The sequence below is a fragment of the Cryobacterium sp. N22 genome, from assembly GCF_002929555.1.
GTDB lineage: Bacteria > Actinomycetota > Actinomycetes > Actinomycetales > Microbacteriaceae > Cryobacterium.
Genome location: NZ_PJJP01000035.1, coordinates 36,119 through 61,946, shown reverse-complemented (window position 1 = coordinate 61,946; position 25,828 = coordinate 36,119). Strand labels below are relative to the sequence as shown.

At 70.0% G+C, this 25,828-nt stretch carries 29 protein-coding genes and 1 riboswitch; of the genes, 16 read left to right on the top strand and 13 right to left on the bottom strand.

Annotated elements, in window-relative coordinates:
- Positions 1-7: 7 nt before the first annotated feature.
- Positions 8-475, bottom strand: a complete 468-nt coding sequence (locus tag CXY76_RS10550; RefSeq protein ID WP_233199701.1) for a VOC family protein — start codon at positions 473-475, stop codon at positions 8-10.
- 112 nt (positions 476-587) lie between these two features.
- On the opposite strand from CXY76_RS10550, the gene CXY76_RS10545 reads away from it, so the two are divergent.
- Together CXY76_RS10545 and CXY76_RS10540 are read left to right on the top strand one after the other, a co-directional pair.
- Positions 588-1,979 carry a hypothetical protein gene (locus CXY76_RS10545; protein ID WP_146073429.1) on the top strand — a complete coding sequence of 464 codons (1,392 nt, stop codon included), beginning with the start codon at positions 588-590 and terminating at the stop codon, positions 1,977-1,979.
- 31 nt (positions 1,980-2,010) lie between these two features.
- Complete coding sequence (locus CXY76_RS10540) at positions 2,011-2,610, top strand: hypothetical protein (protein ID WP_104164226.1); 600 nt, start codon at positions 2,011-2,013, stop codon at positions 2,608-2,610.
- Here CXY76_RS10540 and CXY76_RS10535 read toward each other — a convergent pair.
- On the bottom strand, positions 2,607-3,203 hold the full coding sequence (locus CXY76_RS10535; RefSeq protein WP_104164224.1) for a TetR/AcrR family transcriptional regulator: 597 nt from the start codon (positions 3,201-3,203) through the stop codon (positions 2,607-2,609). The genes CXY76_RS10540 and CXY76_RS10535 overlap by 4 nt on opposite strands.
- Positions 3,204-3,250: 47 nt before the next feature.
- On the opposite strand from CXY76_RS10535, the gene CXY76_RS10530 reads away from it, so the two are divergent.
- Entirely contained in the window at positions 3,251-4,270 is a 1,020-nt protein-coding gene (locus tag CXY76_RS10530; RefSeq protein ID WP_104164222.1) for a DMT family transporter, read from the top strand.
- Here CXY76_RS10530 and CXY76_RS10525 read toward each other — a convergent pair.
- Together CXY76_RS10525 and CXY76_RS10520 are read right to left on the bottom strand one after the other, a co-directional pair.
- The gene (locus CXY76_RS10525) at positions 4,263-4,967 is read right to left on the bottom strand and encodes a hypothetical protein (RefSeq protein ID WP_104164220.1); all 705 of its coding nucleotides are present in this window, start codon (positions 4,965-4,967) and stop codon (positions 4,263-4,265) included. The genes CXY76_RS10530 and CXY76_RS10525 overlap by 8 nt on opposite strands.
- A 37-nt stretch (positions 4,968-5,004) precedes the next feature.
- Entirely contained in the window at positions 5,005-5,391 is a 387-nt protein-coding gene (locus tag CXY76_RS10520) for a DUF2255 family protein (RefSeq protein ID WP_104164218.1), read from the bottom strand.
- A gap of 168 nt (positions 5,392-5,559) precedes the next feature.
- On the opposite strand from CXY76_RS10520, the gene CXY76_RS10510 reads away from it, so the two are divergent.
- The 3 genes from CXY76_RS10510 to CXY76_RS10500 are packed head-to-tail and all read left to right on the top strand — an operon-like array spanning position 5,560 to position 7,827.
- Positions 5,560-6,666: a DNA alkylation repair protein gene (locus tag CXY76_RS10510; protein WP_146073428.1), complete on the top strand. Its 1,107-nt coding sequence runs from the start codon at positions 5,560-5,562 to the stop codon at positions 6,664-6,666.
- Between the two features lie 60 nt (positions 6,667-6,726).
- Complete coding sequence (locus CXY76_RS10505) at positions 6,727-7,323, top strand: TetR/AcrR family transcriptional regulator (RefSeq protein WP_104164211.1); 597 nt, start codon at positions 6,727-6,729, stop codon at positions 7,321-7,323.
- 9 nt (positions 7,324-7,332) lie between these two features.
- Entirely contained in the window at positions 7,333-7,827 is a 495-nt protein-coding gene (locus tag CXY76_RS10500) for an FBP domain-containing protein (protein ID WP_104164209.1), read from the top strand.
- 19 nt (positions 7,828-7,846) lie between these two features.
- Here the strand turns inward: CXY76_RS10500 and CXY76_RS10495 are convergent, their stop codons facing one another.
- A complete protein-coding gene (locus CXY76_RS10495; protein ID WP_104164207.1) occupies positions 7,847-8,932 on the bottom strand; it encodes a glutamate--cysteine ligase in 1,086 nt (361 codons plus the stop codon).
- A gap of 210 nt (positions 8,933-9,142) precedes the next feature.
- Between CXY76_RS10495 and CXY76_RS10490 the strand changes: the two genes are divergently transcribed.
- From CXY76_RS10490 to CXY76_RS10480, 3 genes are read left to right on the top strand one after another with little or no spacing between them, the layout of a single operon-like run.
- Positions 9,143-10,168: an ABC transporter substrate-binding protein gene (locus tag CXY76_RS10490; protein WP_233199699.1), complete on the top strand. Its 1,026-nt coding sequence runs from the start codon at positions 9,143-9,145 to the stop codon at positions 10,166-10,168.
- Positions 10,141-11,235 carry an iron chelate uptake ABC transporter family permease subunit gene (locus CXY76_RS10485; protein ID WP_104164545.1) on the top strand — a complete coding sequence of 365 codons (1,095 nt, stop codon included), beginning with the start codon at positions 10,141-10,143 and terminating at the stop codon, positions 11,233-11,235. The genes CXY76_RS10490 and CXY76_RS10485 overlap by 28 nt, the downstream gene beginning before the upstream one ends.
- A complete protein-coding gene (locus CXY76_RS10480; RefSeq protein ID WP_104164203.1) occupies positions 11,232-12,002 on the top strand; it encodes an ABC transporter ATP-binding protein in 771 nt (256 codons plus the stop codon). The genes CXY76_RS10485 and CXY76_RS10480 overlap by 4 nt, the downstream gene beginning before the upstream one ends.
- 34 nt (positions 12,003-12,036) lie before the next feature.
- Here the strand turns inward: CXY76_RS10480 and CXY76_RS10475 are convergent, their stop codons facing one another.
- Genes CXY76_RS10475 through CXY76_RS10465 form a run of 3 tightly spaced genes read right to left on the bottom strand, consistent with a single transcriptional unit; the run spans position 12,037 to position 14,464 of the window.
- Positions 12,037-12,906: an alpha/beta fold hydrolase gene (locus CXY76_RS10475; RefSeq protein WP_104164201.1), complete on the bottom strand. Its 870-nt coding sequence runs from the start codon at positions 12,904-12,906 to the stop codon at positions 12,037-12,039.
- 52 nt (positions 12,907-12,958) lie between these two features.
- Entirely contained in the window at positions 12,959-13,759 is an 801-nt protein-coding gene (locus CXY76_RS10470; protein ID WP_104164199.1) for an isocitrate lyase/phosphoenolpyruvate mutase family protein, read from the bottom strand.
- 27 nt (positions 13,760-13,786) lie between these two features.
- Positions 13,787-14,464, bottom strand: coding sequence for a DNA-3-methyladenine glycosylase (locus tag CXY76_RS10465; protein WP_104164197.1), 678 nt, complete (start codon positions 14,462-14,464; stop codon positions 13,787-13,789).
- A gap of 108 nt (positions 14,465-14,572) precedes the next feature.
- On the opposite strand from CXY76_RS10465, the gene CXY76_RS10460 reads away from it, so the two are divergent.
- The 4 genes from CXY76_RS10460 (at position 14,573) to thiD (ending at position 17,325) form a co-directional block, all read left to right on the top strand.
- A complete protein-coding gene (locus CXY76_RS10460; RefSeq protein WP_104164195.1) occupies positions 14,573-14,839 on the top strand; it encodes a hypothetical protein in 267 nt (88 codons plus the stop codon).
- Between the two features lie 89 nt (positions 14,840-14,928).
- Positions 14,929-15,029, top strand: a riboswitch (TPP riboswitch).
- Positions 15,021-15,839: a hydroxyethylthiazole kinase gene (gene thiM / locus CXY76_RS10455; RefSeq protein ID WP_104164193.1), complete on the top strand. Its 819-nt coding sequence runs from the start codon at positions 15,021-15,023 to the stop codon at positions 15,837-15,839. (Overlaps the previous riboswitch by 9 nt.)
- Positions 15,836-16,477 carry a thiamine phosphate synthase gene (gene thiE, locus CXY76_RS19830; RefSeq protein ID WP_104164191.1) on the top strand — a complete coding sequence of 214 codons (642 nt, stop codon included), beginning with the start codon at positions 15,836-15,838 and terminating at the stop codon, positions 16,475-16,477. The genes thiM and thiE overlap by 4 nt, the downstream gene beginning before the upstream one ends.
- Positions 16,474-17,325, top strand: coding sequence for a bifunctional hydroxymethylpyrimidine kinase/phosphomethylpyrimidine kinase (gene thiD, locus CXY76_RS19825; RefSeq protein WP_233199698.1), 852 nt, complete (start codon positions 16,474-16,476; stop codon positions 17,323-17,325). The genes thiE and thiD overlap by 4 nt, the downstream gene beginning before the upstream one ends.
- Positions 17,326-17,329: 4 nt before the next feature.
- On the opposite strand, the gene CXY76_RS10440 is transcribed toward thiD, so the two are convergent.
- The 5 genes from CXY76_RS10440 to CXY76_RS10420 form a co-directional block, all read right to left on the bottom strand.
- A complete protein-coding gene (locus CXY76_RS10440) occupies positions 17,330-18,658 on the bottom strand; it encodes an MFS transporter (RefSeq protein WP_104164189.1) in 1,329 nt (442 codons plus the stop codon).
- A gap of 4 nt (positions 18,659-18,662) precedes the next feature.
- On the bottom strand, positions 18,663-19,229 hold the full coding sequence (locus tag CXY76_RS10435; protein WP_104164187.1) for a GNAT family N-acetyltransferase: 567 nt from the start codon (positions 19,227-19,229) through the stop codon (positions 18,663-18,665).
- 69 nt (positions 19,230-19,298) lie between these two features.
- The gene (locus CXY76_RS10430) at positions 19,299-19,778 is read right to left on the bottom strand and encodes a 2'-5' RNA ligase family protein (protein ID WP_158253880.1); all 480 of its coding nucleotides are present in this window, start codon (positions 19,776-19,778) and stop codon (positions 19,299-19,301) included.
- Between the two features lie 62 nt (positions 19,779-19,840).
- A complete protein-coding gene (locus CXY76_RS10425; protein ID WP_104164183.1) occupies positions 19,841-21,385 on the bottom strand; it encodes a cell wall metabolism sensor histidine kinase WalK in 1,545 nt (514 codons plus the stop codon).
- Entirely contained in the window at positions 21,382-22,122 is a 741-nt protein-coding gene (locus CXY76_RS10420; protein ID WP_369826129.1) for a response regulator transcription factor, read from the bottom strand. The genes CXY76_RS10425 and CXY76_RS10420 overlap by 4 nt, the downstream gene beginning before the upstream one ends.
- Positions 22,123-22,330: 208 nt before the next feature.
- Between CXY76_RS10420 and dnaK the strand changes: the two genes are divergently transcribed.
- Genes dnaK through CXY76_RS10405 form a run of 3 tightly spaced genes read left to right on the top strand, consistent with a single transcriptional unit; the run spans position 22,331 to position 25,828 of the window.
- A complete protein-coding gene (gene dnaK, locus CXY76_RS10415; protein ID WP_104164181.1) occupies positions 22,331-24,199 on the top strand; it encodes a molecular chaperone DnaK in 1,869 nt (622 codons plus the stop codon).
- Positions 24,199-24,828 (top strand): nucleotide exchange factor GrpE, encoded by a 630-nt coding sequence (locus CXY76_RS10410; RefSeq protein ID WP_104164179.1) that lies wholly within the window; start codon positions 24,199-24,201, stop codon positions 24,826-24,828. Before dnaK ends, CXY76_RS10410 begins: the two co-directional genes overlap by 1 nt.
- The gene (locus tag CXY76_RS10405) at positions 24,821-25,828 is read left to right on the top strand and encodes a DnaJ C-terminal domain-containing protein (RefSeq protein ID WP_104164177.1); all 1,008 of its coding nucleotides are present in this window, start codon (positions 24,821-24,823) and stop codon (positions 25,826-25,828) included. The genes CXY76_RS10410 and CXY76_RS10405 overlap by 8 nt, the downstream gene beginning before the upstream one ends.

Genomic DNA, 25,828 nt, shown 5'->3' with positions numbered 1-25,828 from the left:
CAGGTCGTCAACCGGCCGGATGCCCCGCCCGGGCCGCCTCCCCGTCGGGGGTGGCGTCGGCGAGCACCTGCCGGTAGTGCGGGTTCGTCATCACACCGAGCACGTTGCCGAACGGGTCCACCACGGCTGCCGTGGTGAAGCCCTCCCCGCGCTCCCGGATGTCCTCACGCAGCGTCGCGCCGAGCTCGAGCAGCCGGTCCAGGGCAACGCGGACGTCGTCAACGTGCCAGTTGAGCACCGCGCCACCGGGCACATCCGCCGACGGCTGCGGGGCGTACCGGGCGTCGATCAGGCCAAGTTCGTGGCCGTAGTCGCCGACCCGCCACTCCGCATAGCCGGGCATCTGAAAGTACGGCTCCATGCCCAACAGGTCGGTGTACCAGGCCGTCGCGGCGGCGTGGTCTGCGGCCCAATAGCTCACGTTGCTCATGCCGCGCAGGATGCCGGTCGGTGCCTTGGTCGGTTCGGCGTTCATCGGTGCAGTCCTCTCGTCGGGGTGCTCAGGTCGTCCACGGTACACGGAGGCACAGAACGCGGGGCCGTTACCGCGGTGGCCCGCGCTACAGTGGGCACTCCTGAGGGGGCGGATGAAAACTCCGAGTCAGGCCGCAGAAACCGATCCGACATTGCACCAATCAGGGGGAACCATCCGTATTCGCAAGCACAGCAGAATCCTGGCCACGTTGGGCTTGGCGGCATTGGCGGCCGCCAGCTTGACCTCCTGTTCGATCCAAGGCAATGCCGCGGAGCGATGGCTGAGCAAGAGCCAGATCATCGAGACCTCGGATGTCCGCCTGGCCGGCTGCGAGGCGATGTGCGATCCGGAGGTCGAGGGGACCATCAGCGATTCGGCAACCGACGACCAGATTCGACGCCTCGCTGAGGCCGCGACGGAGTACCTGGCCGGAAAGGGCGGCGAAGTGGGCATGAGCCTCGAATACGGAAAGGTGAGCTTCGAAATCGCGCCGACGCAGGAGGAGACGTCACTGTTGGTCGGTCTGGCACTCGCCGCGTTCGCGGACGACAGGGTCTCGTTTGCCGCCGTTTATCAATCGTTCGCCCTCATCTCCGGACCGAAAGCCGATCTCTCGGCGTTGTATGGCAAATATGGTGCGCCGGAAAACCCGCCGTTGTCCCTGACCGCCAATGAGGACGACGAGACCTATTTCGGTATCGAAGACGGTGCAGACCGGTGCGAGACCGCTGACTCGGTGATGGCCGCCTTCGACAGCCTCCTGCTGGGTCCAGCGGTCATCTCCCTGCACCTGGAACCCTGCACGAAGCTCGAGGTGACGATCGCCGACGCATCGGGCCGGGACGCGATGATCGCCACGCTCCAGCCGTACGCTTCCGATCCGGACAACTCTTCGGTCGCATTCAGCGTTGACGCGGAAAACGGCTCCCCGTTCTCCGTCACCGCCGACACCCCCCAGCTGGCTGGGCTGTTTGACCTGTTCGTTTCCACACCCGGAGTGAGCGAATACTCGGTCACGGATGACGTTATTGATCTGGAAATCTCCGATTCGAGCCTGTTGCGCTCGGCGGCAACGACCATCGATGCGGCGCCACGACCAGACTCCATCGACCAGATCCGGATCGGCAACGCTCGGGTGACGATCTACAGCAACGGTGACGGGACGTTGGAAGCTCAGCTTGGATTGGCTGAGTCCGTGCTCGCCATGGGCGTCGCTAGCGATGTGATGCACTTCAGCGCTCAGCCGGACAGCCTCGAGTTCCGCTCCACACTCTATGATTCCGAGGTCGGCAAGCAGATGGTGGACGCCGTCATCGCCAGCGGGCTCTGGAGGACGGCGAGCACCGAGATCGAGGTCTTCGATCAACCGCGTGTATTCACGGTGGAGGCAGCTGCCGGATCACCCAGCCTGGAAACCGCGTGGACCAACAAAAAACCTGCTTCCACCACGTCCATCGAGGAGCTGAGCGCTTACTGGGCCGATCAGCAACGCGCGAGTAACTAACACCGCCGCTGGGTGGGCATAGTCTGTGCGCATGACGGATGCTCCGCCCGCGGATTCGCTGGCGCCCGACCCTGCCCAGGCCGTGCAGTTGGTCCTCGCGGTCACCCGCGGCGCCTGGCCGGCGACGGACGAGGCCGTGCGCGACCTCTTCGCTGCCTTGGGTGTGCGGCCGGCCGACTCCGACGCTGGCGCCGACTCCAGGGTCGTCGCCGATGACCCGGCCGACGTCGAGACGTGGCCGAGCCCGGTCGACATCCGGCGCCTCGCTGGCCCGTTCGGTGGCGAGGTCTACGCCAGCTGGAGTACCCACTCCGGCGATTTCCTGGGCATCAACCTGCAGTTGTACAACGCGCCGCGCCCGAACGATCCGGGAACCAGGCTCGGCTATGACCGCATCCTTGCCCTGCTCAGCCAGAATCTGGGAACCCCGACAGATGCCTGGGACGACGAGGAGATCCCGCCCCGCCTGTGGGAGGTCGGCCGCTGGCGGATTATGCTGCACCTGTTCACCCTGCGGGACAGCGGCGTGATGCTCAGCGTGGACGACGCCGCAACCGCCGACCGGGCCGAGCGCGAAGCCAGTGCCCGGCAGGAAGCCGCGCACGATAAGGCGGCCACGCGCCGTCCCTAGGGGGAGTCGGCCTTGAGAATCGAGGCAGCGGCCGTGCGCCCGGCCCCGAACGGGTCGGCGAAGGTGCCCATTCCCACGGTCACCAGGCCGCCCTCGTAGAGCAGCATCAGGATGTCGGCCACCCGGTCCGCATCAGCGACGCCCGCTTCCCGGCAGAGCCGCTCGAACACGTCGCGCATCCACTTCTTCTGGCGAATGGCCTCGACGGCCACCGGATGCGACGGGTCGTCCATCTCGGCGCGCGCGTTGATGGCGCTGCAGCCCTTGTTGCTGTTGACGACGGCCCAGCGCGCCGAGATGTCGAACACCGCGAGGATGCGGTCCACGCTGCCGGGCGATTCCGACGCGAGCTCCTGCTCCAGGTACTCCCGCCACCGCGCGTCCCGACCGCGGAGGTAGGCCACGGCCAGCGCCTCCTTCGACCCGAACCTGTCGTAGAGAGTCTTCTTGGTCACCCCGGCCGCCGCCGCGATGGTGTCGACGCCGACGGCGTGGATGCCCTCGCGGTAGAAGAGGTCAGACGCGGCGGCCAGCAGCCGCTCGGCCCCCGGCGTGTAATGCGGGATCACCTCGGGCGAGTTCTCAGTGGTCATGACCCAACTCTACCGCGCACGCTACACAGATCTGTATACTCGGTCGAATGAGTAAACAGATCGGTATACCCCAGCGCCTGCTTCTGGTCGGAGCCTCGGCCGCCTTCGTGCTGACCTGGAGCTCCGGCTTCATCATCGCGAAGGTCGGCACCGACACGGCCCCGGCCCTGACCGTGTTGGTCTGGCGGTACCTCGTCGTCGCGGCGATCCTGCTGATCGGGATGCTGGCCCTCCGGCTCCGAGATCGTCGGCTCCGAGCGGGCTCGGTGGTCTTCCCGGCCTGGCGGGACATCCGCCCGCACCTCACCATCGGACTCTTCGCCCAGTTCGGCTACATCCTGCCCATCTACCTGGCCGTCGGCGCGGGGGTCTCGGCCGGCACCACCGCCCTCATCGACGCAATCCAGCCGCTGGTCGTGGCGACCCTGGTCGGTCCGCTCCTGGGCCTCAGGGTGCGGGCGGTGCAGTGGCTGGGCCTGGTGCTCGGCGCGGTCGGGGTGGTGTTGATCGTCGCGGCGGATGCCTCGGCGTCGATGTCTCCGACCCCGGCGTACCTGCTGCCGCTGGTGTCGCTGGCCAGCCTGGTCACCGCCACCTTCCTGGAGAGGCGCACCGCTGCCAGGCTCAGCGTCTTCGCCACCCTGGCCACCCACGCCGGAATCACGCTGGTGGGCGTCACCCTACTGGCCGCGCTCACCGGGTCGCTCACCCCGCCGGCCACCGCCGGCTTCTGGGTCTCCACGCTGCTGATCGCCGTGTTCCCCACCCTCATCGCCTACGCGCTGTATTGGTACCTGCTGCGCCGGCTCGGCATCACGGCCCTGAACGCGCTGCTCTACCTGGTGGCGCCGACCACGGCCGTGGCCGGCAGCATCCTCTTCGGCGACCCGTTCACGCCGGCCACCCTCGCGGGGCTCGTGCTCGGTGCGGGCGCGATTGCCCTGGTTGTCGCGCCCGGCAGAAGCGCGCCTCGTCCCGCCCCAGAATGTAAAGGCGGAGTTTTTCGGGAAACGCCGCCTGCGCAGCCCGAAAACACGGCGAGCCGCGAAAAACTCCGCCTTAACTGACCGGGCGCGCGGGACCAGCGCCGGTGACCTGCGCGAGCCAGCCATCCATGCGCTTCTGCGCCACGGTCGTGCCGAGCTCGCCGCGGCTCGCGGGGTTGGTCCAGTAGTAGAGGAGCGCCCAGTAGAGCACCACAGGGTTGGCTCCCAGGATCTGGGTGTTCAGGTCGACCTTCGACCCGGCGTACTGCACCCGCAGAACGGGGATGCCGGCCTTGGCCAGATTGAGCTCGTTAGTGAGCATGGCCCTGATCGATGTCACCGCTTCCCACGGAATGTCGGAGTCGCCGCCGGTGAGGCGATACGCGATGCCGGAGGTTCCGAGGCCCAGGCCGTGCAGGTGGGGCCAGCCGGTGCGGGTGCGGTACGAGGTGATGGACTTGATGGCGGCCCAGCCGAAGAACAGCGCCCCGACACCCATCAGCACCACAAAGAACAGGGCGTAGACAAGCTGGTCGGCATACTGCGTGAGGGTGCCGAAGATTCCCCAGACGCAGAACAGGGCGATGGCGGCGAAACCGGCCACCATCTTCCACGGAACCGGCCGGAGCTTGGCAAAGTGCGTCCACTGGTCCGGCGGCGGGGTCGACGCCGCGGAGAACGCGACGGCGTTCACGAGGCGGAGCGGCTGGCGGGACGCCGAGCTGGGCAGCCAGCCCGCGGGCACGTCATAGGTCGGCAGGTCGGGGGACGGGGTCACCTCTGCGACGCTACTGGATGCAAGCCTGCAGGCTTGGCTACTCGCCGTCGGCGCGGGGCACCAGCTTGAACGTCGTCGCCTCGACGTCGGACCCGGTCACCGACCCCACGATCGCGGCCCCGTAGCGGTCGTACTTGGCGTGGTACGCCGCGTCGATCGCGCCGTGCGCATCCGCTGGGGCGTCGGTGAACGCGACGTCCTTCTCCACCCCGCCGGCGCGGATGCGGCCGGTGCCGCTCTTCGTGGCCCGCACGAACCACGGGTTTTTCGAGCCGTAGGCGGAGCGGATGTAGATGTCATCGCCGGCGCGCACCACCCAGATGGTGACGTAGGGGCGCAGGGTGCCGTCGGCGCGGGTGGAGGCGACCTTCAGTTCCTCGGCCTGGCCGATGCGGGTCAGCTCGTCAGCGGTCCAGTCGCTCATCTGGGGGCTCCATTCGGGTTGAGGGGAGGGTGGGCGGGTGGCGGGCGGTGGCGCAGTCCCTGCCCTCGACGCTACCCACGGTCGTGGATCGGCAACAGGTTCTGCCAGTACCGGTCAGCCGTGTGCCACGCTGGAATCCCCACCGTGCCGCCCACCGCCAGGAGCCCCATGCCCTTTGCCGACGAACTCATCGGAGTGCCCACCGCTCGCGCGCTCGCCGCGGCGATCCAGGCCGCCGTGCCGCACGCCGAGCTCACCGCGCTGCACACCGCCGCCGACGCTTTCGGCCCGCTGTCGCTGCGGGAGCGCAGCGACTTGTTGCGCGACGCGCTGCTGACCGACCTGCCCGGCGACTACGACACGTTCGCCGGCACCATCCGCGCCGCCGCGCAGGGCACCCTGCCCTTCAGCGGCTGGCTGATCTGGCCGGTCACCAGCGCAATCGCCGCCAAGTCCATCGACGCCGGCACCGCCGCCGCGTTCGACGACGGCATGCGGATGCTCGCCGAGCTCACCCCGCGGCTCACCTCGGAGTTCGCCATCCGGCCGCTGCTCAACCACGACCTCGCGCGGGCGATGCCGATCGTGCTCGGCTGGACCGGCTCGACCGACCCGGCGGTGCGCCGGCTGGCCTCCGAGGGCACCCGGCCGTTCCTGCCCTGGGCCATCCGGGTGCCGGGCATCCTGGCCGACCCCACGGTGACCCTGCCGGTGCTGCACGCCCTCTACCGCGACGACGACGAGGTCGTGCGCCGCTCGGTGGCCAACCACCTCAACGACCTCAGCCGGCAGCAGCCCGAGCTGGTTGTCGCCACCGCCACCGCCTGGCTGGCCGCGCCCGATGCGAACACCGCCGCGCTGGTGCGGCACGCGCTCCGCACCCTGGTGAAGAAGGACCACCAGCAGGCTCTCGCGCAGCTGGGCTTCCACCCCGCCGAGGTTCACGTGGTCGGCCCGGTGCTCGACGCGGAGGCCGTGGCCTTCGGTGGCACGATCGGCTTCACCGTGAACATCCGCAACGCCGGCGACGTACCGGCCCGGCTCGCCGTGGACTACGTGATGCACCACCAGAAGGCCAATGGCAGCCTCACCGGCAAGACCTTCAAGCTCACCACCGTGACCCTGGCCGCCGGCGAGACCGTGCGGCTGGCCCGGTCGCATTCATTTCGGGCCATCACCACCCGGCGCTACCACCCGGGGGTGCACGCCCTCGAGGTGCAGGTGAACGGGGTGGCCTGGGGCCGTGCCGAGTTCAGGCTGCTGCCCGAGGACTGACCCGGACACGCTTTGTGCCTATAGGCTGTAGTTTGTAAACTACGAGACATAGGAAATCTGATGAAGCGTGCCGGATTGACCGAGGCCCGACTGGTGCAGGCCGCCGCCGAACTGGCCGACGAGAATGGCCTGCCGGCCGTGACGCTCTCCGCCCTCGCCCGCCGCTTCGACGTGCGCCCGGCGAGCATCTACTCGCACGTCGCGGGGCTCGACGGCCTGCTCGACCTCGTCGCGGCGTTCGCGTTGCAGGAACTCGCCGACGCGCTGGCCGAAACCCTGCCCGGCAAAGCCGGCCGCAGCGCCCTGTTCGCGTTCGCGGATGCCCACCGCGCCTACGCCATCGCCCATCCCGGCCGCTGGCAGGCCGCGCAGCGCCGCGTCTCGCCGGAGGCCGCCGCCGGCAGCGCCGGCGGCGTCATCGCCCGGTCGGCTCGGGCCATCGTGAGCGGCTATGGCCTGAGCCCCGACGACGAGGTGCACGGTGTGCGGCTGCTCGGCAGCGCCATCAACGGCTTCGTCGCGCTTGAGTCCGGCGGCGGCTTCGACCACTCGGATCCCCCCGCCGCCGCGAGCTGGACCCGGGTGCTCGACGCCATCGACAGCTCCCTGCGCGCCTGGCCAACGGCCGACCCGCACCCCGACCGCCCGACCGATTGAGACTAAAGTTTGTTCCCCCTGCGCAGCACCACCATCAGGACCACCTTCGTGAACGCCTCCCGCAAGGTCGTGTCCGACATCACCCTGCCGCCCGGCTTCGACGAGCTCGACTGGGCGCGGCTGGACTATCTGGGCTGGATCGACCCCAAGATGAAGCGCCGCTCCTATGTCGTGGTGCCCGTCGACGGCCAACCTGTCGGAATCGTCCTCCGGCAGGCGGATGCCTCCCCACGCCGCCGCGCCCAATGCTCGTGGTGCCGTGATGTGAAGCTGCCCAACGAGGTGGTGCTGTACAGCGCCCAACGGGCGGGGGCGGCCGGCCGCAACGGTGACACCGTCGGCATCCTGATCGGTGAGGCGTTCCAGTGCTCGGTCAACGTGCGGAAGCTGCCGTCGATGGCCTACATCGGCTATGACGTGGCCGCCGCTCGCGACGACCGGATCGCGATGCTGCGTATCCGATCGGCCGGATTCGTGGGCGAAGTGATTCGCCCCGGCGACTGAGTCCGGACCCTCCCGCCGTTCAGCTGAACGACGACTCGACGAGCGTGCGCCAGCCGGCGAGCCCGCCCGTGCGGAACGCCCGCCGTTGCCGCTGGGCGCCCGTTCCCGTGCGCCGCACCTGCTCCATCAGCTCGGCCACCCGAGATTGGTCCCCGGTGCTCTCCAACGCGTCCCCGACCCAGCGCAGCAGGCTGTCGGTGACCGCCCGCGCCGGTGCCAGCTCCCGGGTGGTGGGATCGAGGAGCCGGCCGCGGATGCCGTCGCGGGAGGCGTGCCACAGCGCGGCATCGAGCAGTTCGGGTTCCACCGCCGGCGGCGGCGCACCGCGCTCGCCCGCCGCCACGCCGGTCACGACCAGGGCGCGGGTCACCGCGGCCAGCAGAATCGTGGGCGCCAGGTCGAGCTGGGCGTCGGCCACCCGCACCTCGAGCGTGGGATAGCTCTCGGACAGCCGCGCGTACCAGGCCACGGTGGCGGTATCGACCGTGGCTCCCACGCCGACCAGACGGCGGATGCGCCGGTCGTAGTCGTCAGCGTCGGCGAACGCCGGCGGGCAACCGGTGGTCGCCCACCGGCGCATGATCACCGCCCGCCAGGAGTCGAAGCCGATGTCCCGGCCGCGCCAGAACGGTGAATTACCGGTCAGCGCCAACAACGTGGGCAGCCACACCCGCAGGTGATTCAGGGCCTGCACCCCGGCCTCCCGGTCGGGCACGCCCACGTGCACGTGGGTGGCGCAGATCTGATGGTCCCGCACGACCCCGCGCACTCCGGAGCCGATCCGGTGATACCGGGCTGCGTCCGTGAGGGTCGGTGCCGCCGGGGCGTCGAAGGGCGTGCCGGTGCCGACCGCCAGGGCGCCGCGCTCGCGGGCCACCGCCGCCAGCTCGCCCCGGAAGCCGGCCAGGTCGGCCTCGGCCACGGCCAACTCGGTGAACACCGCCGAGGCCCGTTCCAGCTGTGAGGCGAGGAACTCGTGGGTGACGAGTCCGGGCGCGCGAGCCCGGGGCGGCAGGTCGCCCAGGATGGTGTCGGCCAGGCTGACCGGCCGCAGGGTGCGGGGGTTGACGAGGAAGTACTCTTCCTCGATGCCAAACGTCACCATGTGCAGCCTTCGGTAGCCGGAACGGTGGCCGGAACGGCGGACTCGGACAGGAGCATCCTGTCACCGCGGGGCGGGTCAGGGAACACCCCACCGCGCTGGCCTGAATTTAGGTAAGGCTATACTTACTGCGGCCTTCATTCGTGAGGAACCGTCCTTTTCCGCTTCGCACCTTCAGGAGTTCCCATCACTACGAAACGGACGCACGCCCTCGTGGGCCTGCTCACGGCCGTCGCACTCGCCACGCTGTCGGGCTGCGGCGCCTCCGAGGCGATCGACTCACCGGCGGCTCTCGCCGTCGCCAGCGACGGGAAGACGGAGTATCCCCTCGTCGTCTCGAACTGCGGTTCCGAGCAGACGTTCGAGGCCGCCCCACAGCGCGTGGTCTCGCTGGACCAGAACTCGACGGAGATCCTGCTGTCGCTCGGCCTGGAAGAGCGCATGGTCGGTACCGCGTCGTGGACCGACCCGGTGCTCGAGTCGCTGGCCGACGCGAACTCGGCGGTGCCGCGGCTGGCCGACAACGCGCCCACCTACGAGGTGCTGCTGGGCACCGACCCCGACTTCGTCACGGCCTCGTTCGGTCGCCACTATGCCAGCGCCGGGGTCGCCAGCCGCGAACGGTTCGCCGAGACGGCCATCGGCTCGTATCTCTCGCCCACCGACTGCGACAACGGTGAGAGCGTCAACGGTGGCGGAACCCGCACGACGGAGCTCGAGATCGACGCGTTGTACCAGGAGATCCGCGAGCTCGCCGAGATCTTCGACGTGTCGGACCGGGGCGAGGCACTCGTCAGCGAACTCGAAGAGCGGGCGGCCGCGGCCTCGGACGGCCTGGACTTCGACGGCCGCACCGTCATGTTCTGGTTCGCCGACACGAAGACGCCGTACATCGCCGGCGGACTCGGCTCCGCGGCGCTGCTGGCCCGCACGACGAACATGACGAACGTCTTCGCCGACACCGCCGATGATTGGCCCGCCGTGGGCTGGGAGACAGTCGTCGACGCCGACCCAGACGTCCTGGTCCTGGGCGACCTGCAGCGCGACCGCTTCCCGGGCGACCGTCTCGACGAGAAGATCCAATTCCTCGAGAGCGACCCCCTGACGAAAGACCTCGAGGTTGTGCGGGAGCAGCGCTACATCGCCCTGCACGGCGCCGAGATGAACCCGTCCATCCGCTTCGTCGACGGCCTCGAAAAGATCCGCGCGTGGTGGGACGAGCACGGGGACGAGCTCTGAGCACCGTTGCCGCCGCGTCGGTCGTGACCCGCGGACGCCGGCTGCCGCGCGCCGTGCTCGCCGCGGGGCTTGGCCTGCTCGGCATCGTCGTGATCGCCCTGTCGGTGGGCGTGGCCGTCACGCTCGGACCGGCGGATGTGTCGCTCGTCAACGTGCGCGACATCCTGCTGAACCATCTCGCGCTCGCCGACATCCCGGTGCGCGTGGCGGAGGACGCGATCGTCTGGCAGGAACGGCTGCCGCGTGCCCTCGTGGCCGCGGCGTGCGGAGCCGGGCTCGGCCTGAGCGGGGTGATCCTGCAGTCGCTCCTGCGTAATCCGCTCGCCGACCCGTTCGTGCTCGGTGTCTCCTCCGGGGCGTCGACGGGGGCGGTGCTCGTCGGGGTCCTCGGTATCGGCGGCGGCGCCATCGGGCTCTCCGGCGGCGCGTTCATCGGCGCCCTGGCTGCGTTCGGATTCGTGCTGCTCCTGGCCCGGTTCTCGTCCGCCGGCACCGCGGGGGTCATCCTCGCCGGCGTCGCGAGCACCCAGCTGTTCTCCGCGCTTACCTCCCTGGTCGTGTTCGCCTTCGCTGACTCCGACGAGACCCGCGGGGTGATGTTCTGGCTCCTCGGCTCGCTCGAAGGCATGCGCTGGGACGACGTGGCCCTCAGCGTCGGCGTGGTCGCGGCCGGCGCCCTGGTCTGCCTGGTCTGGGCGCGCTCGCTCGACGCCTTCGCGTTCGGTGAAGACGTCGCCGCGTCGCTCGGCATCCACGTCGGGCGTACCCGGCTGATCCTGTTGGTCGTCACGGCCCTGTTGACCGCCACCCTGGTGAGCATCGCCGGCGCGATCGGCTTCGTCGGCCTGGTTCTGCCGCACGCCGCCCGCCTGCTCTTCGGCCAGCGCCACTCCCGGGTCATTCCCGCCACGATCGTGCTCGGCGCGGTCTTCATGGTGTGGGTGGATGCCGCCTCCCGCGTCGTCTTCGCCCCGACCCCGCTGCCGGTGGGCGTGGGCACCGCCCTCGTGGGCGTTCCGGTGTTCGTGCTGTTGCTGCTGCGAAGCAGGGGCAGGGGCAGGGCGTGACGCTTCAAGCGCACCGCGTGAGCTGGCGGCGGGGCGGCACCCTCGTGATCGACGACGTGACCCTCTGCCCTGAGCCCGGCTCGACGGTGGGCCTGCTCGGCCCGAACGGCTCCGGCAAGTCCTCCCTGCTTCGCCTGCTGCAGGGCGTATCGGCACCCGATGCCGGCACGATCACGCTCGACGGGGCCGACCTCACGTCCGTGCGTCGCCGGCACGTCGCCCGAACCGTCGCGACGGTCACCCAGCACGCCGAGACCGACGTGGACATTCTCGTGCGAGACGTCGTGCGGCTGGGCCGCACGCCCTACCGGTCACTGTTCGGCGGGGACACTGCAGAAGACGCGCGGGCGATCGACCGCGCACTGGCGCACGTGGGTCTCACCGACAAGGCGGAACGGCTGTGGCACACGCTGTCGGGCGGTGAGCGTCAGCGCGCCCACATCGCCAGGGCGCTCGCGCAGGAGCCGACCGAGCTGTTGCTCGACGAGCCCACCAACCACCTCGACATCCGGCATCAGTTGGAGCTGTTGGCCCTCGTCGCCGCCCTGCCGGTCACCGCGATCGTGGCCCTGCACGACCTGAATCTCGCGGCCATGTTCTGCGACAGCGTGCTTGTCCTGCAGGGCGGTCGCGCGGTCGCCGGGGGCAGCCCGCGGGACGTGCTCACGCCGGAACTCATCGGCGACGTCTACGGGGTGCGCGCCCGGGTCGCCGAGGACGCGGTGACGGGCCGCTCGCACGTCTTGTTCGACCCCGCCCCGCTCTGACGGCCGCGCCCCGCGGCGGCCGGCGCCAGAGGGTCTAAGCCGCGTTCGCCGAGGGCCGGTAGAAACCGGCCAGCGCCGCGGTGAACGCCTGCGGCTGCTCCACCCACGGGTAGTGTCCCGCGCCGGCGATGGTCACGGCGCGGCCGTTCGCGAACAGGTCGGCGACGGCCAGCACCGGGGCGAGCCCGGTCAGGCCGTCCTCGGCGCCCGCCACCACCAGCACCGGGCAGTGCACCTGCGCCAGAGCGGCCACGATGCCGGCGGGGTCGGCCCCGGCGAAGAACAGGTCCTGCGCCGCGGGATGCCACGCGCCGGTCGCCTCGTGCTCCCGGGCCTGGGCCGTCCACCGCGCCCAGGCGATCGGGGCGAGGTAGGGGAACAGATGGTTGAGGTCGGAGGCGGTCTTCGCCGCCGTCGCCGCGATCCGGTGCGCGACGTAGTCGGCGTACCAGGGCTCGGCGCGGTGCCCGGTGATGATGTCCGAGCTGTCGTCGGGGGTGTTCACCAGCCATTGCGCGGGCGGGGTGAGCAGACACAGGCTCGCCAGCTGTTGCGGGTGGCGGGCGGCATAGGCCAGCGCCACGCGGGTGCCGGCCGAGTGGCCGAGCAGGTCGATCTCGGCCAGACCCAGGTGCCGGCGGAGGGCCTCAACGTCGTCGGCCAGGGCGGGCCAAGATGCGGCGGCAGCGGTGGGCGACGGCGACGACGCGCCCACCCCACGCTGGTGCAGCACCACGAGGGTGCGCAGCCGCGTGAGCCCGGCCAGGTCGCCCAGGTACTCCGGATGCCGGGCCGGCCCGCCGGCCAGCACGACCAGCGGCGGGCGCTCAGGCGCGCCCGCCGCCTCGGAGGTCACGACGTCGTAGTGCAGGGTGGTCTCATCGTGCGACGCGAAGGTGGGCATGAGCCCACCGTATCGAGCGCACCGAATCGAGCCCGCCTCGCAAAGGGCCGGACTAGAGCTTGAAGGGGAAGCCCAGGTCGTCGGGGTAGTCGCCGAGCGCAGTGAGCTGGGCGGCCGCGCGCTGCAACGCGGCGAGGGCCAGGCCGAGGGTGCCGGGTCCGAAGCTGACCCGGGAGACGCCGAGTTCGGCCAGGCGGGTCAGGGGAACGGCGCCGGGGTGCCCGATCACGGAGATCCGGCCGTGCACCTCGTCGAGAGCGCGCTTCACCTTGTCTTCGTCGCCGAGACCGAGGAAGAAGATCACGTCGGCGCCGGCGTCGAGATAGGCGTTGGCGCGCTGAACGGTCTCGGCCCACTCGCCGCCGCCCGCGAGGGTGTCGACGCGGGCGTTGATCACCAGCGGCACCCCGGCCGCCTCCGCGCCCTCCCGCGCCGCCGCCACCCGGGCAGCCGCGGTCGGGATGTCGAACTGCGGCGCCTTCGAGGCGCCCACGGAGTCTTCGAGGTTGATTCCGGCCGCGCCGGCCTCCTCGATCAGGCGGCGCACATTCCGGGCCACGCCCGCGGCATCCGCGGCGTAGCCCTTCTCGAAGTCGACCGAGACCGGCAGCTCGGTCGCGCCGGTGATGATTCGCGCGGCGATGATGGCCTCATCAACGGTGAGGCCTTCGCCGTCCGGCAGGCCGCGCACGTTGGAAACCGAGTGCGACGCACTGGCGAGGGCTTTCACGCCCGGGGTCTCGGAGACGATCTTCGCGGTGATCGCATCCCACACGTTCGTGACGATCAGCGGCGTGCCGGGCACGTGCAGGGCGTTGAGGAGTTCGGCCTTGGTGATGAGTGAGCTAGTCATGGGTCCAGTCTGCCCGGCGGACCTGGACTACGGCCGGTGAGTTTCAGACAATGACGCTGCCCTTCTGCCGGCGGCGGCCCGGTAGGCCGAAACGCTGGGTTCACCAGGCAACCAGTACCGCCACGGAAACAGGTCCCCGTCGCCGCCGGGACCGCCGAGGCCCACCCGGGGCCCGGTCTCGTGCGGCAGCACGGCGTGCGTGTCGGGCAGCAAGAGCTGCCACCGGCCACCGAACAGGTCGTCGCCGTCGTTCGCCCGGGTGGCGGCCAGGCTCTGAGCCACGCAGGCGGGTCCGCGGGCGAGTTCCCAGTCGCGCAGCGGGCTCCTGCGCGGCTTGGCCTCCCGCCGGGCGCGAGCCAGGCCGGCTCCCAGCACCACCTCGCCTGCACGCACCAGGCAGCCGTACGGCTGGCCGATCTGGCCCGTCACGAGGTTGATCGCGTGGTGCATGCCATACGTGAAATAGCAGTAGACATGGCCGGCCTCGCCGAACATGCTGGCCGTGCGCGCGGTCCGGCCGCGAAATGCGTGCGCGCCGGGGTCGCGCTCGCCACCGTAGACCTCGACCTCGGTGAGACGGATGGCGACGGTGCCGTCGGCATCCGTGTGCGCCAGCACCGTGCCGAGCAGTTCGGGACCCACCACGAGCGAGTCGCGGGCGAAAAACTCCCGCGTCGCCGTGTGGAAATCACTGGGGACCCTCATCGCACCACCGTACCGGGCGCTTCTGCACCCGGGCGGAGCGTGCATGTCAAGCGTGTATACACGTCGCCGCTTTGGTCCTAGCCTGAGGTCTACACCGAGGGAGATGTCATGCAGGCTCATACCCTCACAGTCGGCGAGCGCCTGTTTCGATTGCGCAGCTCGTGCGACGTGACCGCGCTCCTGGCAGCGCTCACGGCCGCCGTCCGGCAGGGCGGGGGCATGGTCAGGTTGCCCGTCGTCGGCGAGGTCGGCGTTGAGGCGCTCGTGTCACCCGGCGTCAGCGTGGTGTTGGAGACTTTCGAAGTGGATCCGCGCGCGCTTTTGGACTCGGTGGCGCCGGTGCCGTGGTTCGCCGTCGACGACCTCGACCTCTAGTCCGGGTGTATGCAATCCGGGCTCGCGGGCGGTCGCCCGTGCCCGGTGCCGGCCGGGGGAGGCAGGCCGGTCGGGGGCGCTAGGGTTTCGGTAGTGACACGGGGTGCCCTGCCGCACGGCTGGGGCTGAGAAAACACCCGTTGAACCTGATCTAGTTCGTACTAGCGAAGGGATGTCCCGGATGACCATCCGTCTGACACCAGAGAATGCTGCCCACCTGCTCGACCGCCTGCGCGAGAGCCAACCTCTCGTGCAGTGCCTCACCAACGCGGTGGTGACCAACTTCACCGCCAATGTGCTGCTGGCCCTCGGCGCCGCGCCCGCCATGGTGGACGTCCCCACCGAGGCCGGGCCGTTCGCCGGCGTGGCCTCCGGGGTGCTAGTGAACGTGGGCACCCCGCACGCCGAGCAGCGCAGCGCGATGCTCGAGGCCGCCGCGGCCGCGCACGCCGCCGGCACTCCGTGGGTGCTCGACCCCGTCGCGATCGGCGTGCTGCCGGTGCGCACCGGGCTGGCCCGCGAGCTGCTGCACTTTCGGCCCACGGCCATCCGCGGCAACCCGTCGGAGATCATCGCCCTGGCCCAGTTGGGCACCGGCGGCCGCGGCGTGGACGCCGCCGACTCGCCGGAGGGCGCCGCCGACGCCGCGGCCCTGCTCGCCCGCAGCACCGGGGCGAGCGTGGCCGTCTCCGGTGCGGTCGACCTCATCACCGACGGCTCGCAGACCATCCGGGTGGCCAACGGGCATGTGCTGCTCACCCGGGTCACCGGCGGCGGATGCGCGCTCGGCGCGGTCACCGCCGCCGTGCTCTCCCTCGTCAACCGGCACGAACCCGGCGCCACGCTCGCCGCGACCGCCGCCGCCACGCTGCTGTACACCGTCGCCGCCGAGCTCGCCGCCGCCGACGCGGCCGGGCCGGGCAGCTTCGCGGTGCACTTCCTCGACCGGCTGCACTCCCTCGACGGCGCCACCGTGCTCGACCGGGCGCGGCTGGCATGAGCGATCTCTCCCTCTACCTCGTCACCGACACCGCCCTGTGCGGTGCCCGGGGCGTGCTCGCGACCGTGATCGACGCCGTGGCCGGCGGCATCACCACGGTGCAGGTGCGTGACAAGACCGCCTCGGACGACGCCGTGCTGCGCCTGCTGCTGCAGGTGGCCGACGCGGTCGGGACCCGCGCCACCGTGATCGTCAACGACCGGGTCGACGTCTACCTGCGGGCGCTCGCCGAGGGCGCCGCCGTGCACGGCCTGCACGTGGGCCAGGGTGACGAAGCCGTGGCCCGGGTGCGCGACAGGGTCGGCCCCGACGCGATCGTGGGCATCACCGCCAACTCCCCGGCCGAGTTCGACCGGGTCTTCGCGCAGGCCGCCGGCACCGTGGACTACCTGGGCGTCGGCGTCATCCGTGCCACCAGCACTAAACCCGACCACCCGCCGGTGCTCGGGGTGCCCGGTTTCGCCGCGCTCGCCCGTACCAGCGCGCTGCCCTGCGTCGCCATCGGCGGCATCGGCCTCCCGGACGTCTGGCCGCTGCGCCAGGCCGGTGCCGCCGGAGTGGCCGTGGTGTCGGCCGTCTGCGCCGCCCCGGATGCCCGCGCCGCCGCCCGCGCCCTGCACCGGGAGTGGACCAGATGACCGGGCCGCGGGACATCCCCCGGGTGCTCAGCATCGCCGGAACCGACCCCACCGGCGGCGCCGGCATCCACGCCGACCTCAAGAGCATCGCCGCGAACGGCGGTTACGGCATGGCCGTGGTCACCGCGCTCGTCGCCCAGAACACCCGAGGGGTACGTTCGGTCCACCTCCCGCCGGTGTCCTTCCTCGTTGAACAGCTCGACGCGGTCAGCGACGATGTCACCATCGACGCTGTGAAGATCGGCATGCTCGGCCAGGCCGATCTCATCGAGGCCGTGGCCGCCTGGCTGGCCCGGGTGCGTCCATCGGTGATCGTGCTCGACCCGGTGATGATCGCCACCAGCGGCGACCGGCTGCTTGACGCCTCCGCCGAGGCCGCGCTCCGCGCCCTGGTGCCGCTGGTGCACCTGGTCACCCCGAACCTGCCCGAGCTGGCCGTGCTCGTGAACGAGCCCGAGGCCGCCGACTGGGCAGAGGCCCTCGATCAGGGCGAGCGGCTCTCCCGCGCCACCGGCACCCGGGTGCTGGTGAAGGGCGGCCACCTGGCCGGCCCGGCCTGCCCGGACGCCCTCGTCGACGCGGCCGGCACCGAACCTGGGCAGGCCCGCATCGTGCAGGTCTCGGCGCCGCGCATCAACACGACCAACACCCACGGCACCGGCTGTTCGATGTCGTCGGCCCTGGCCACGCTAGCGGCTCGGCACGGGGACTGGCCGCGCGCGTTGACCGAGACGAAGGCGTGGCTCAGCGACAGCGTGGCTTTCGCCGACGAGCTCGAGGTCGGCGGCGGACACGGCCCGATCAACCACTTCCACGCGCTCTGGGCGGCGGCCGGAACGCATCCGTGAGGGCTCAGCCCATCTGGTTCTGCCGGGCCTTGACCGGCAGCAGCAACAGCAGGCCGATGACGAGCACCAGCACGATGCCCAGGATGCCCCAGTAGGTTTCGCCGAAGAACGTCACCATCAGCGCGAACGCCGTGGGGGCCAGGAAGCTGGCGGCGCGACCGGTGGTGGCGTACAGGCCGAACACCTCGCCCTCCCGGCCGGCCGGGATGATCCGGGCCAGGAACGTGCGGCTGGCCGACTGGGCGGGACCGACGAACAGGCACAGGGCCAGGCCGGCGGTCCAGAACACGATCTGGCCGCCGTCGTGCAGCAGGAACACCAGGCTGCCGCTGACGATGAGGCCCAGTAGGGCGGTGACGATGACGGGCTTGGCGCCGAGCCTGTCGTCGAGCACCCCCACGCTGATGGTGGCGATGCCGGCCACCACGTTCGCGGCGATCGCGAAGATGATCACCTCGCCGGGGGAGAAGCCGAACGCCGAGGCCGCGAGCACCCCGCCGAAGGTGAAGACGCCGGCGAGGCCGTCGCGGAAGATGGCGCTGGCGAACAGGAAGTAGACCACCTGGCGGTTGCTCTTCCAGAGCTTGGCCACGTCGCGGCCCAGTTCCACGTAGGACTGGAAGAAGCCGACCTTGGCGCGTTTCGCGGCATCCGGCGCCCGGTATTCGGGCACCCGCAGCAGCAGCGGCAGCGCGAACAGGCCGAACCAGGCGGCCGCAATGAGCATGGTCACCCGCACCGCCAGCCCGTTTTCGCTGGTGACGCCGAACAGGCCCACGTCGGGGTTGATGAAGCCGAAATACACGATCAGCAGCAGCACGATGCCGCCGATGTAGCCCATTCCCCAGCCGAAACCGCTGACCTTGCCGATGGTGCGCGGCGTCGACACCTGGGCGAGCATGGCGTTGTAGCTCACCCCGGCGAGTTCGAAGAACACGTTGCCGGCGGCCAGCAGCACCAGGCCGAGCAGCAGGTACTCGGGGGTGGGCAGCACGAAGAACATGCCGGCCGTGAGGCCCACCACGATGAAGGTGTTCACGCCCAGCCAGAACTTGCGCCGGCCGGACGAGTCCGAGCGGGCACCGGTGACCGGGGCGAGCACGGCGATCAGGAACCCGGCGATCGCGAGCGCCCAGCCCAGTTGCGCGGCGACGTCGCCTTCCTCGCCGAACGACGAACCGGTGAGGTAGACCGAGAAGACGAACGTGGTGACCACGGCGTTGAACGCGGCCGAGCCCCAGTCCCACAGGCTCCAGGCGACGACGGCGGCGCGGGCGGGAGTGTGGGCCGCGGGGGCGTGGGCGGCGCCGTTGCCGTCGAGAGTCTCGGTCATGCGTTCACCCTAAGGCCGTGGGGTAAACAATGGGCGACGGATGTTGGCCCAGTTTTTGGGGCAGCTGGTGGGGCAGTTGTTGGGGCAGAAGCGACCGGTGCATCACCTGCAGTCCCACGTAGCCGTGCACCGGATGCAAGAAGGCTTCGGGCACCGTGGTGAGAGTGTTGAAGCCCAGCGACTGCCAGAGCCGCACGGCGTTGTGGTTGGTCTCCACGACGGCGTTGAACTGCATCGCGCGAAACCCCGCGTTGGCGGCCTGCTCGAGGACGTGCTCGGCTAGGGCCCGGCCGATGCCGCGGCCGGCCGCCTGCGGGGCCACCATGAAGCCGGCGTTGCACACGTGGCTCCCGGCCGCCGGCTGGTTGGGGTGCAGCTCGGCGGTGCCGAGCACCCGGCCGTCGTCGTCGGCCACGAAAACCCGGCCGCCGGGCTTGGCCATCCACCACTGCCGCGCGTCGGCTTCGGTGCTGTCCCGTGGCCAGCAGTAGGTCTCGCCGGCCGCCACTACCTCCCGCAGAAAGGGCCAAATCCCGCCCCAGTCGCCCTCCCGGGCCTCCCGTATCTCCATTCCCCCAAATTACCGGCCCGCGAACCGTGACTTAAGCACCGAAAACTCGTGGTTTTTGGGGCTTTTCTCTCAGTTCGCGAAAGTGGCGGTGGCCAGGACCGTGCGGCCGGCCTCGTGGGTGCGGGGGAGCATGTCCACCAGGGCGATCTGGCTGAGGATGAGCGACTGGCCGGGGTGGATGCGGGCGGGCGGTTTGTGGGTCACGTGGGCGCGGAAGCCGTCGCCGGTGAAGGCCGGCTCGTCCGGGGCAGCTGCGAACGGACGGATGGCGGCCACCACGGTGTGGTGCAGCCGGGTGAGGTCCTCGTGCGGGAGCAGCAACGAGACGGGGATGTTGTGCCGCCGCCCGAACAGCGCGTCATCGCCGGCGACGACGGTGAGGGGCGCCTGGTCGGCGACGGCGAGACGGATGGCGTCGCCGACGTCGCCGGGGGCGGCATCCGTGAGAAACGGTGCCAGCACCGTGACGTGCAGGGGCCACTCGGCCACGGCGAAGCCGGTGCCCACCTGCAGCGGGCTCAGCGGGAGCACGACGACGAGGCGAATCACCCGCCAAACCTTACGCGAACTGAGACTTAAGCCCCACAATCCCGCGTTTTTGGGTGCTTAAGTCACAGTTCGCGGGTGGGCTGGCGGGTGCCGGGGGTGGGCAGGGTGACCGTGAAGGCGGTGCCGGTGGGGGAGGACTGCACCCGGATGGTGCCCCCGTGCGCCTCGGCGATCGACAGGGCGATCGCCAGGCCGAGACCGGTGCTGGGGGTGCCGCCGGAGCCCTGCGTCCTGGAGGCGTCGCCGCGCGCGAAGCGTTCGAAGATCACCGGCAGCAGGTCCGCGGTGATGCCCAGCCCGTCGTCCTGCACACTCAGCTGTACCGGCATGCCGGGCGAGCCCACCCGCAGCCGGGCGGTCACGGTGCTGGCGCGCGGAGTGTGCACCCTGGCGTTGGAGAGCAGGTTCGCCACCAGCTGGTGCAGGCGTTCCCGGTCGCCGCGCACCACCACGGCCGTTTCGGGCACCTCGGAGAGCCAGCTGTGCGACGGCGCAGAGGCCCTCGCGTCGTTCACCGCGGTCAGCAGCAGGTCGGCGAGGTCCACGTCTTCCACGTGCAGGTCCTGGCCCTCGTCGAGGCGGGCGAGCAGCAGCAGGTCGCTCACCAGCGAGCTCATCCGCCGGGCCTCGGATTCGATGCGGGCGAGCGAGTACTCGGTGATCTCGGGCAGCTCGGCGCTGTCCTGGCGGGTCAGTTCGGCGTAGCCCTGGATGGCCGCGAGCGGCGTCCGCAGCTCGTGCGAGGCATCCGTGACGAACCGGCGCATCTGCCGGTCGGTGGCGGCCCGCACGCTGAGGGCGGTGTCGACGTGGTCGAGCAGTTGGTTGAGGGCTTCGCCCACCTTGCCCGTCTCGGTGCGGGGATCGGTGTCGGCGGCCGCGAGGCGAGTGGAGATGCCGTGGTCGCCCACATCCAGCGGCAGCGCGGTCACCTCGACGGCGGTGTCGACCACCCGGGCCAGGGGGCGCAGGGCGAGCCTCACGACCAGGATCGTGCCCACCACGGTTCCGGCCAGCGCCAGCACCGTGAAGATGGCGATGCCCAGGCCCTGACGCAGCAGCGCCGTCTCCGCGGCGTCCAGGGGCACCCCGGCCACCAGGATTTCACCGTCGTTGACGACGGTGGCGACGCGGTAACTGCCGAGGGCGCCCAGATCCAGGCTGCGGTTCTCACCGGCTGACTCCCGGTCGGCGACGGCACTCTCGATGGCTTCGATCGCGTCCGTGGAGAGCACGACGGCGCCGGTGTCCGAGAACAGGGCGGAGTCGGCGACCGCGCCGTCAGCCACGACCGCGATCACGGTGCCGCGCCCGTGCCCGACGAAGTCGACGAAGGTTTTGCGGGTGCCGCCGCCGTGACCGGTGGCGCCCGTGGGCTTCGGGGCGCGAAATTTGTCGACCGACTGGCTCAGCGCAGAGAGCGAGGCCGTGAGTTGCGCGTCGGCCACGGAGTTCGTGGAGGTGCTCAACACCGTGATGCTCAGCAGGCCGGTGCCGAGCAGTACCGCGGCCACGACGCCGGCGATTCCCACCACCAGCCGGCGGCGCAGGGTCCAGGGCGCCGGGCCACGCTCGGCGGGAGCCGTCGCCGAACCGCCCGCGCTCATTCCGCGGGCCGCAGCATGTAGCCGACGCCGCGCACGGTGTGCAGCATCGGAGCGCGCTCGGCATCGATCTTCTTGCGCAGGTACGACACGTAGAGGTCCACAATGCTCCCCCGCCCGGCGAAGTCGTAGTTCCAGACCTCGTCGAGGATCTGCGCCCGGCTGAGCACCCGCATCGGGTTGCGCATGAAGAAGCGCAACAGGTCGAACTCGGTCGTGGTGAGCATGATGTCGGCGTCGTCGCGACGCACCTGGTAGCTGACCTCGTCCAGGGTCAGGGTGCCCACCATCAGGGCAGGCTGCTCCACGGGCACCGCCTGCACAGTGCGGCGCAGCAGCCCGCGCAGCCGGGCCACCAGCTCCTCGAGGCTGAACGGCTTGGTCATGTAGTCGTCACCGCCGGCGGTCAGGCCGATGATGCGGTCGTCCACCGAGTCCCTGGCCGTGAGGAACAGGGTCGGCGTGGTGGAGCCGCCGGAGCGCAGGTGGCGCAGCACGCTCAGACCGTCGGTGTCCGGCAGCATGATGTCCAGGATCACGACGTCCGGCCGGTTCTCCCGGTAGGCCCGCAGGGCGGCCTGCCCGGTGTGGGCGACGTCCACGATCCAGCCCTCGTAGCTCAGGGCCAGGCTCACCAGATTGGTGAGGGTGTCCTCGTCGTCGACGAGCAACACACGGATGGCGGAGCCGTCGAGCCTGGATATCCGGGGGAGCTTGGCCAGCACGGCCCGTCGGCGCACGGAGTCCGCGGCGGGATCGGGTGGGGTCGGGGGCAGCACACGTTATTGTCCCACTATCTTGTGAGAATGCTGGGAGTTGAGCCTCTCCGACTCAACTTTGACGACCTCAGCTTGACTTAGGTTTTTGGGCGGTGGCACACTTGAGCCAGCACCACTCAAGTCTGTGAAATAGGACTTGAACCCACACTTTTGAAGGAGATACTCTCACATGGCTCGTGCAGTCGGCATTGACCTCGGAACCACCAACTCGGTGGTGGCCGTACTCGAAGGTGGAGAACCCACCGTCATCGCAAACGCTGAAGGCTTCCGCACCACGCCTTCCGTGGTCGCTTTCACCAAGGATGGCGAGGTGCTCGTCGGCGAGACCGCCAAGCGCCAGGCAGTCACCAACGTTGACCGCACCATCTCTTCGGTCAAGCGCCACGTCGGCACCGACTGGAGCGTCGGCATCGACGACAAGAAGTACACCCCGCAGGAGATCTCCGCCCGTATCCTCGCCAAGCTCAAGCGCGACGCCGAGCAGTACCTGGGCGACAAGGTGACGGACGCCGTCATCACCGTTCCCGCGTACTTCAACGACGCCGAGCGTCAGGCCACGAAGGAAGCCGGCGAGATCGCCGGCCTCAACGTGCTGCGCATCATCAACGAGCCCACCGCGGCCGCCCTGGCCTACGGCCTGGACCGCGGCAAGGAAGACGAGCTCATCCTGGTCTTCGACCTCGGTGGCGGAACCTTCGACGTCTCCCTCCTCGAAGTGGGCAAGGACGACGACTTCAGCACCATTCAGGTGCGTTCGACCGCCGGTGACAACCGCCTCGGCGGCGACGACTGGGACCAGCGCATCGTTGACCACCTGATCAAGCGCTTCAAGGACTCCACCGGCGTCGACGTCTCCAAGGACAAGATCGCCAAGCAGCGCCTCAAGGAAGCCGCGGAGCAGGCCAAGAAGGAACTCTCCAGCAGCATGTCCACCAGCATCCAGCTGCCGTACCTCTCGCTGACGGAGAACGGTCCGGCCAACCTCGACGAGACGCTCACCCGCGCCCAGTTCGAGAAGATGACCGAAGACCTGCTCGACCGCACCAAGAAGCCCTTCCAGGACGTCATCCGCGAGGCCGGCGTCAAGGTCGAGGACATCGCGCACGTCGTTCTCGTCGGTGGCTCCACCCGTATGCCCGCCGTGTACGAGCTCGTCAAGGCCGAGACCGGTGGCAAGGACCCGAACAAGGGTGTCAACCCCGATGAGGTCGTCGCCGTCGGCGCCGCACTGCAGGCCGGCGTGCTGAAGGGCGAGCGCAAGGACGTTCTGCTCATCGACGTCACCCCGCTGTCTCTCGGTATCGAGACCAAGGGCGGCATCATGACCAAGCTCATCGAGCGCAACACGGCCATCCCGACCAAGCGCAGCGAGACCTTCACCACGGCCGACGACAACCAGCCGTCCGTGGCCATCCAGGTCTTCCAGGGCGAGCGCGAGTTCACCAGGGACAACAAGAACCTGGGCACCTTCGAGCTCACCGGCATCGCACCGGCACCGCGCGGCATCCCGCAGGTTGAGGTCACCTTCGACCTCGACGCCAACGGCATCGTGCACGTATCCGCCAAGGACAAGGGCACCGGCAAGGAGCAGTCGATGACCATCACCGGCGGCACCGCGCTGGCCAAGGAAGACATCGAGCGCATGGTGCGCGAGGGTGAAGAGCACGCGGCAGAGGACAAGCGCCGCCGCGAAGCCGCCGAGACCCGCAACGGGGCAGAGCAGCTCGCCTACTCGATCGAGAAGCTGATCAAGGAGAACGACGAAAAGCTGCCCGAGGACGTCAAGTCCGAGGTGCAGGCCGACGTCGACGCTCTCAAGTCCGCTCTCGCCGGCGACGACGACGACGCTGTGAAGACCGCGTTCGACAAGCTCACCGAAAGCCAGGGCAAGCTCGGCGAGGCCATCTACGCCTCCAGCCAGGCGGATGCCGCGGCCGGCGAGTCCGAGACCGCCGAGCCCACCGCCGAGTCGGGCAACCCCGACGAAGACGTTGTCGACGCCGAGGTTGTCGACGACGAGGACGAAGCGAAGAAGTAATGAGCGACACCAACCGTCCGGACGAATCCCGTCCCGAAGACGAGTCTGCTGCTGCTGCGGGAGCGCCCGAATCGGGCGCCCCCGCGGCGGGCGGGCCGGACTCCGAGGCCCCGGCCGAGTTCGTCGACGCGGCTGACGCCGAGGGCATCGAGGAAGACGAGTTGACCGTGCAGGACATCCTGGACGCGGCCGACCTCGAAGCAGCCGAGCCCTCCAGCGAACACCTCGCCGACCTCAAGCGGGTCACCGCGGAGTACGCCAACTACCGCAAGCGCACCGAGGCCAACCGGGAGATCGAGCGCGAGCGCGTCACCGGCGAAGTCGTCAAGGTGCTGCTGCCGGTGCTTGACGACCTGTACCGGGCCGAGAAGCACGGCGACCTCGAGGGTGACACCGCCTTCGCGACCATCGCCGCCAAGCTGCGTGCCAGCACCGAGCGCATCGGCCTCAAGCCGTACGGCACCGTCGGCGACGTGTTCGACCCCACCGTGCACGAGGCCATCTTCCAGATGCCCACGCCTGACATCGACGTGGAAACCGTCGGCGACGTCGTCGAGACCGGCTACTACCTCGGATCCTCGCTGTTGCGGGTGGCCAAGGTCGTCGTGCAGGTACCGAGCGATGGCTAGCCAGGACTGGTTCGACAGGGACTTCTACAAGGTTCTCGGGGTCTCGAAAGACGTCTCCGCGGCCGACCTGAAGAAGGCATATCGCAAGCTGGCCCGCAAGTACCACCCAGACTCCAACCCGGGCAACCCCGCGGCGGAGGCGAAGTTCAAGGAGATCAGCGAGGCCCACTCGGTCATCGGTGACCCCGAACAGCGCAAGGAGTACGACGCCGTGCGCGCGATGGGCGGTGGAGCTCGCTTCACCGCCCCCGGGCAGGGCGGCCAGCAGGGCGGCTTCGACGATGTCTTCGGCGGCATGTTCGGCGGAGGAGCCCGGCAACAACAGGGCTACTCCTACGAGCAGGCCGGCTTCGACGACATCCTCGGCGGCATGTTCGGCCGCGGCGCCCAGGGCGGTGGTGGCCGGTTCGGCACACCCACCGGGGGTTTCCGTGGCGCGGGCGGGCCGACCAGGGGGCGCGACGTGGTCGCGTCGACCACGGTCGACTTCATCACCGCCACCCACGGCGACCAGATCACCCTGCAGACGCAGGAGGGTCGGTCGATCAAGGTCAAGATTCCCGCCGGCGTGGCCGACGGGCAGAAGATCAAGCTGCGCGGGCAGGGGCAACCCAGCCCGGACGGCGGCGAGAACGGTGACATCGTGCTCACCGTCTCCGTGCGCAAGCACCCGGTATTCGAACGCGACGGCCTCAACCTGCGCGTGAACGTACCGGTGACCTTCGCCGAGGCCGCCCTCGGCGCCACCATCGAGGTGCCCACCCTGGGTGGGCCCCCGGTGAAGTTGCGCGTGGCGCCCGGCACCCCCAGCGGGCGGGTGCTGCGGGTCAAGGGTCGCGGTGTGGTCACCCCGAAGGGCACCGGCGACCTGCTCGCCGAGGTCCAGGTGGCCGTGCCGTCGCACCTGTCGAAGGACGCCGAGGAGAAACTCCTCGCGTTCAACGAGGCGCTGCCCAAGGAGAACCCGCGCGACGAACTGCTCGCCAGGGCCAAGGGCTGA

Excerpts from the sequence above, each read along its gene's own strand:
- CXY76_RS10550 (WP_233199701.1), bottom strand. The coding sequence starts at position 475 with ATGAACGCCGAACCGACCAAGGCACCGACCGGCATCCTGCGCGGCATG.
- CXY76_RS10545 (WP_146073429.1), top strand. The coding sequence starts at position 588 with ATGAAAACTCCGAGTCAGGCCGCAGAAACCGATCCGACATTGCACCAA.
- CXY76_RS10540 (WP_104164226.1), top strand. The coding sequence starts at position 2,011 with ATGACGGATGCTCCGCCCGCGGATTCGCTGGCGCCCGACCCTGCCCAG.
- CXY76_RS10535 (WP_104164224.1), bottom strand. The coding sequence starts at position 3,203 with ATGACCACTGAGAACTCGCCCGAGGTGATCCCGCATTACACGCCGGGG.
- CXY76_RS10530 (WP_104164222.1), top strand. The coding sequence starts at position 3,251 with ATGAGTAAACAGATCGGTATACCCCAGCGCCTGCTTCTGGTCGGAGCC.
- CXY76_RS10520 (WP_104164218.1), bottom strand. The coding sequence starts at position 5,391 with ATGAGCGACTGGACCGCTGACGAGCTGACCCGCATCGGCCAGGCCGAG.
- CXY76_RS10510 (WP_146073428.1), top strand. The coding sequence starts at position 5,560 with ATGCCCTTTGCCGACGAACTCATCGGAGTGCCCACCGCTCGCGCGCTC.
- CXY76_RS10505 (WP_104164211.1), top strand. The coding sequence starts at position 6,727 with ATGAAGCGTGCCGGATTGACCGAGGCCCGACTGGTGCAGGCCGCCGCC.
- CXY76_RS10495 (WP_104164207.1), bottom strand. The coding sequence starts at position 8,932 with ATGGTGACGTTTGGCATCGAGGAAGAGTACTTCCTCGTCAACCCCCGC.
- CXY76_RS10475 (WP_104164201.1), bottom strand. The coding sequence starts at position 12,906 with ATGCCCACCTTCGCGTCGCACGATGAGACCACCCTGCACTACGACGTC.
- CXY76_RS10470 (WP_104164199.1), bottom strand. The coding sequence starts at position 13,759 with ATGACTAGCTCACTCATCACCAAGGCCGAACTCCTCAACGCCCTGCAC.
- CXY76_RS10465 (WP_104164197.1), bottom strand. The coding sequence starts at position 14,464 with ATGAGGGTCCCCAGTGATTTCCACACGGCGACGCGGGAGTTTTTCGCC.
- CXY76_RS10460 (WP_104164195.1), top strand. The coding sequence starts at position 14,573 with ATGCAGGCTCATACCCTCACAGTCGGCGAGCGCCTGTTTCGATTGCGC.
- thiM (WP_104164193.1), top strand. The coding sequence starts at position 15,021 with ATGACCATCCGTCTGACACCAGAGAATGCTGCCCACCTGCTCGACCGC.
- thiE (WP_104164191.1), top strand. The coding sequence starts at position 15,836 with ATGAGCGATCTCTCCCTCTACCTCGTCACCGACACCGCCCTGTGCGGT.
- thiD (WP_233199698.1), top strand. The coding sequence starts at position 16,474 with ATGACCGGGCCGCGGGACATCCCCCGGGTGCTCAGCATCGCCGGAACC.
- CXY76_RS10440 (WP_104164189.1), bottom strand. The coding sequence starts at position 18,658 with ATGACCGAGACTCTCGACGGCAACGGCGCCGCCCACGCCCCCGCGGCC.
- CXY76_RS10435 (WP_104164187.1), bottom strand. The coding sequence starts at position 19,229 with ATGGAGATACGGGAGGCCCGGGAGGGCGACTGGGGCGGGATTTGGCCC.
- CXY76_RS10425 (WP_104164183.1), bottom strand. The coding sequence starts at position 21,385 with ATGAGCGCGGGCGGTTCGGCGACGGCTCCCGCCGAGCGTGGCCCGGCG.
- dnaK (WP_104164181.1), top strand. The coding sequence starts at position 22,331 with ATGGCTCGTGCAGTCGGCATTGACCTCGGAACCACCAACTCGGTGGTG.
- CXY76_RS10410 (WP_104164179.1), top strand. The coding sequence starts at position 24,199 with ATGAGCGACACCAACCGTCCGGACGAATCCCGTCCCGAAGACGAGTCT.
- CXY76_RS10405 (WP_104164177.1), top strand. The coding sequence starts at position 24,821 with ATGGCTAGCCAGGACTGGTTCGACAGGGACTTCTACAAGGTTCTCGGG.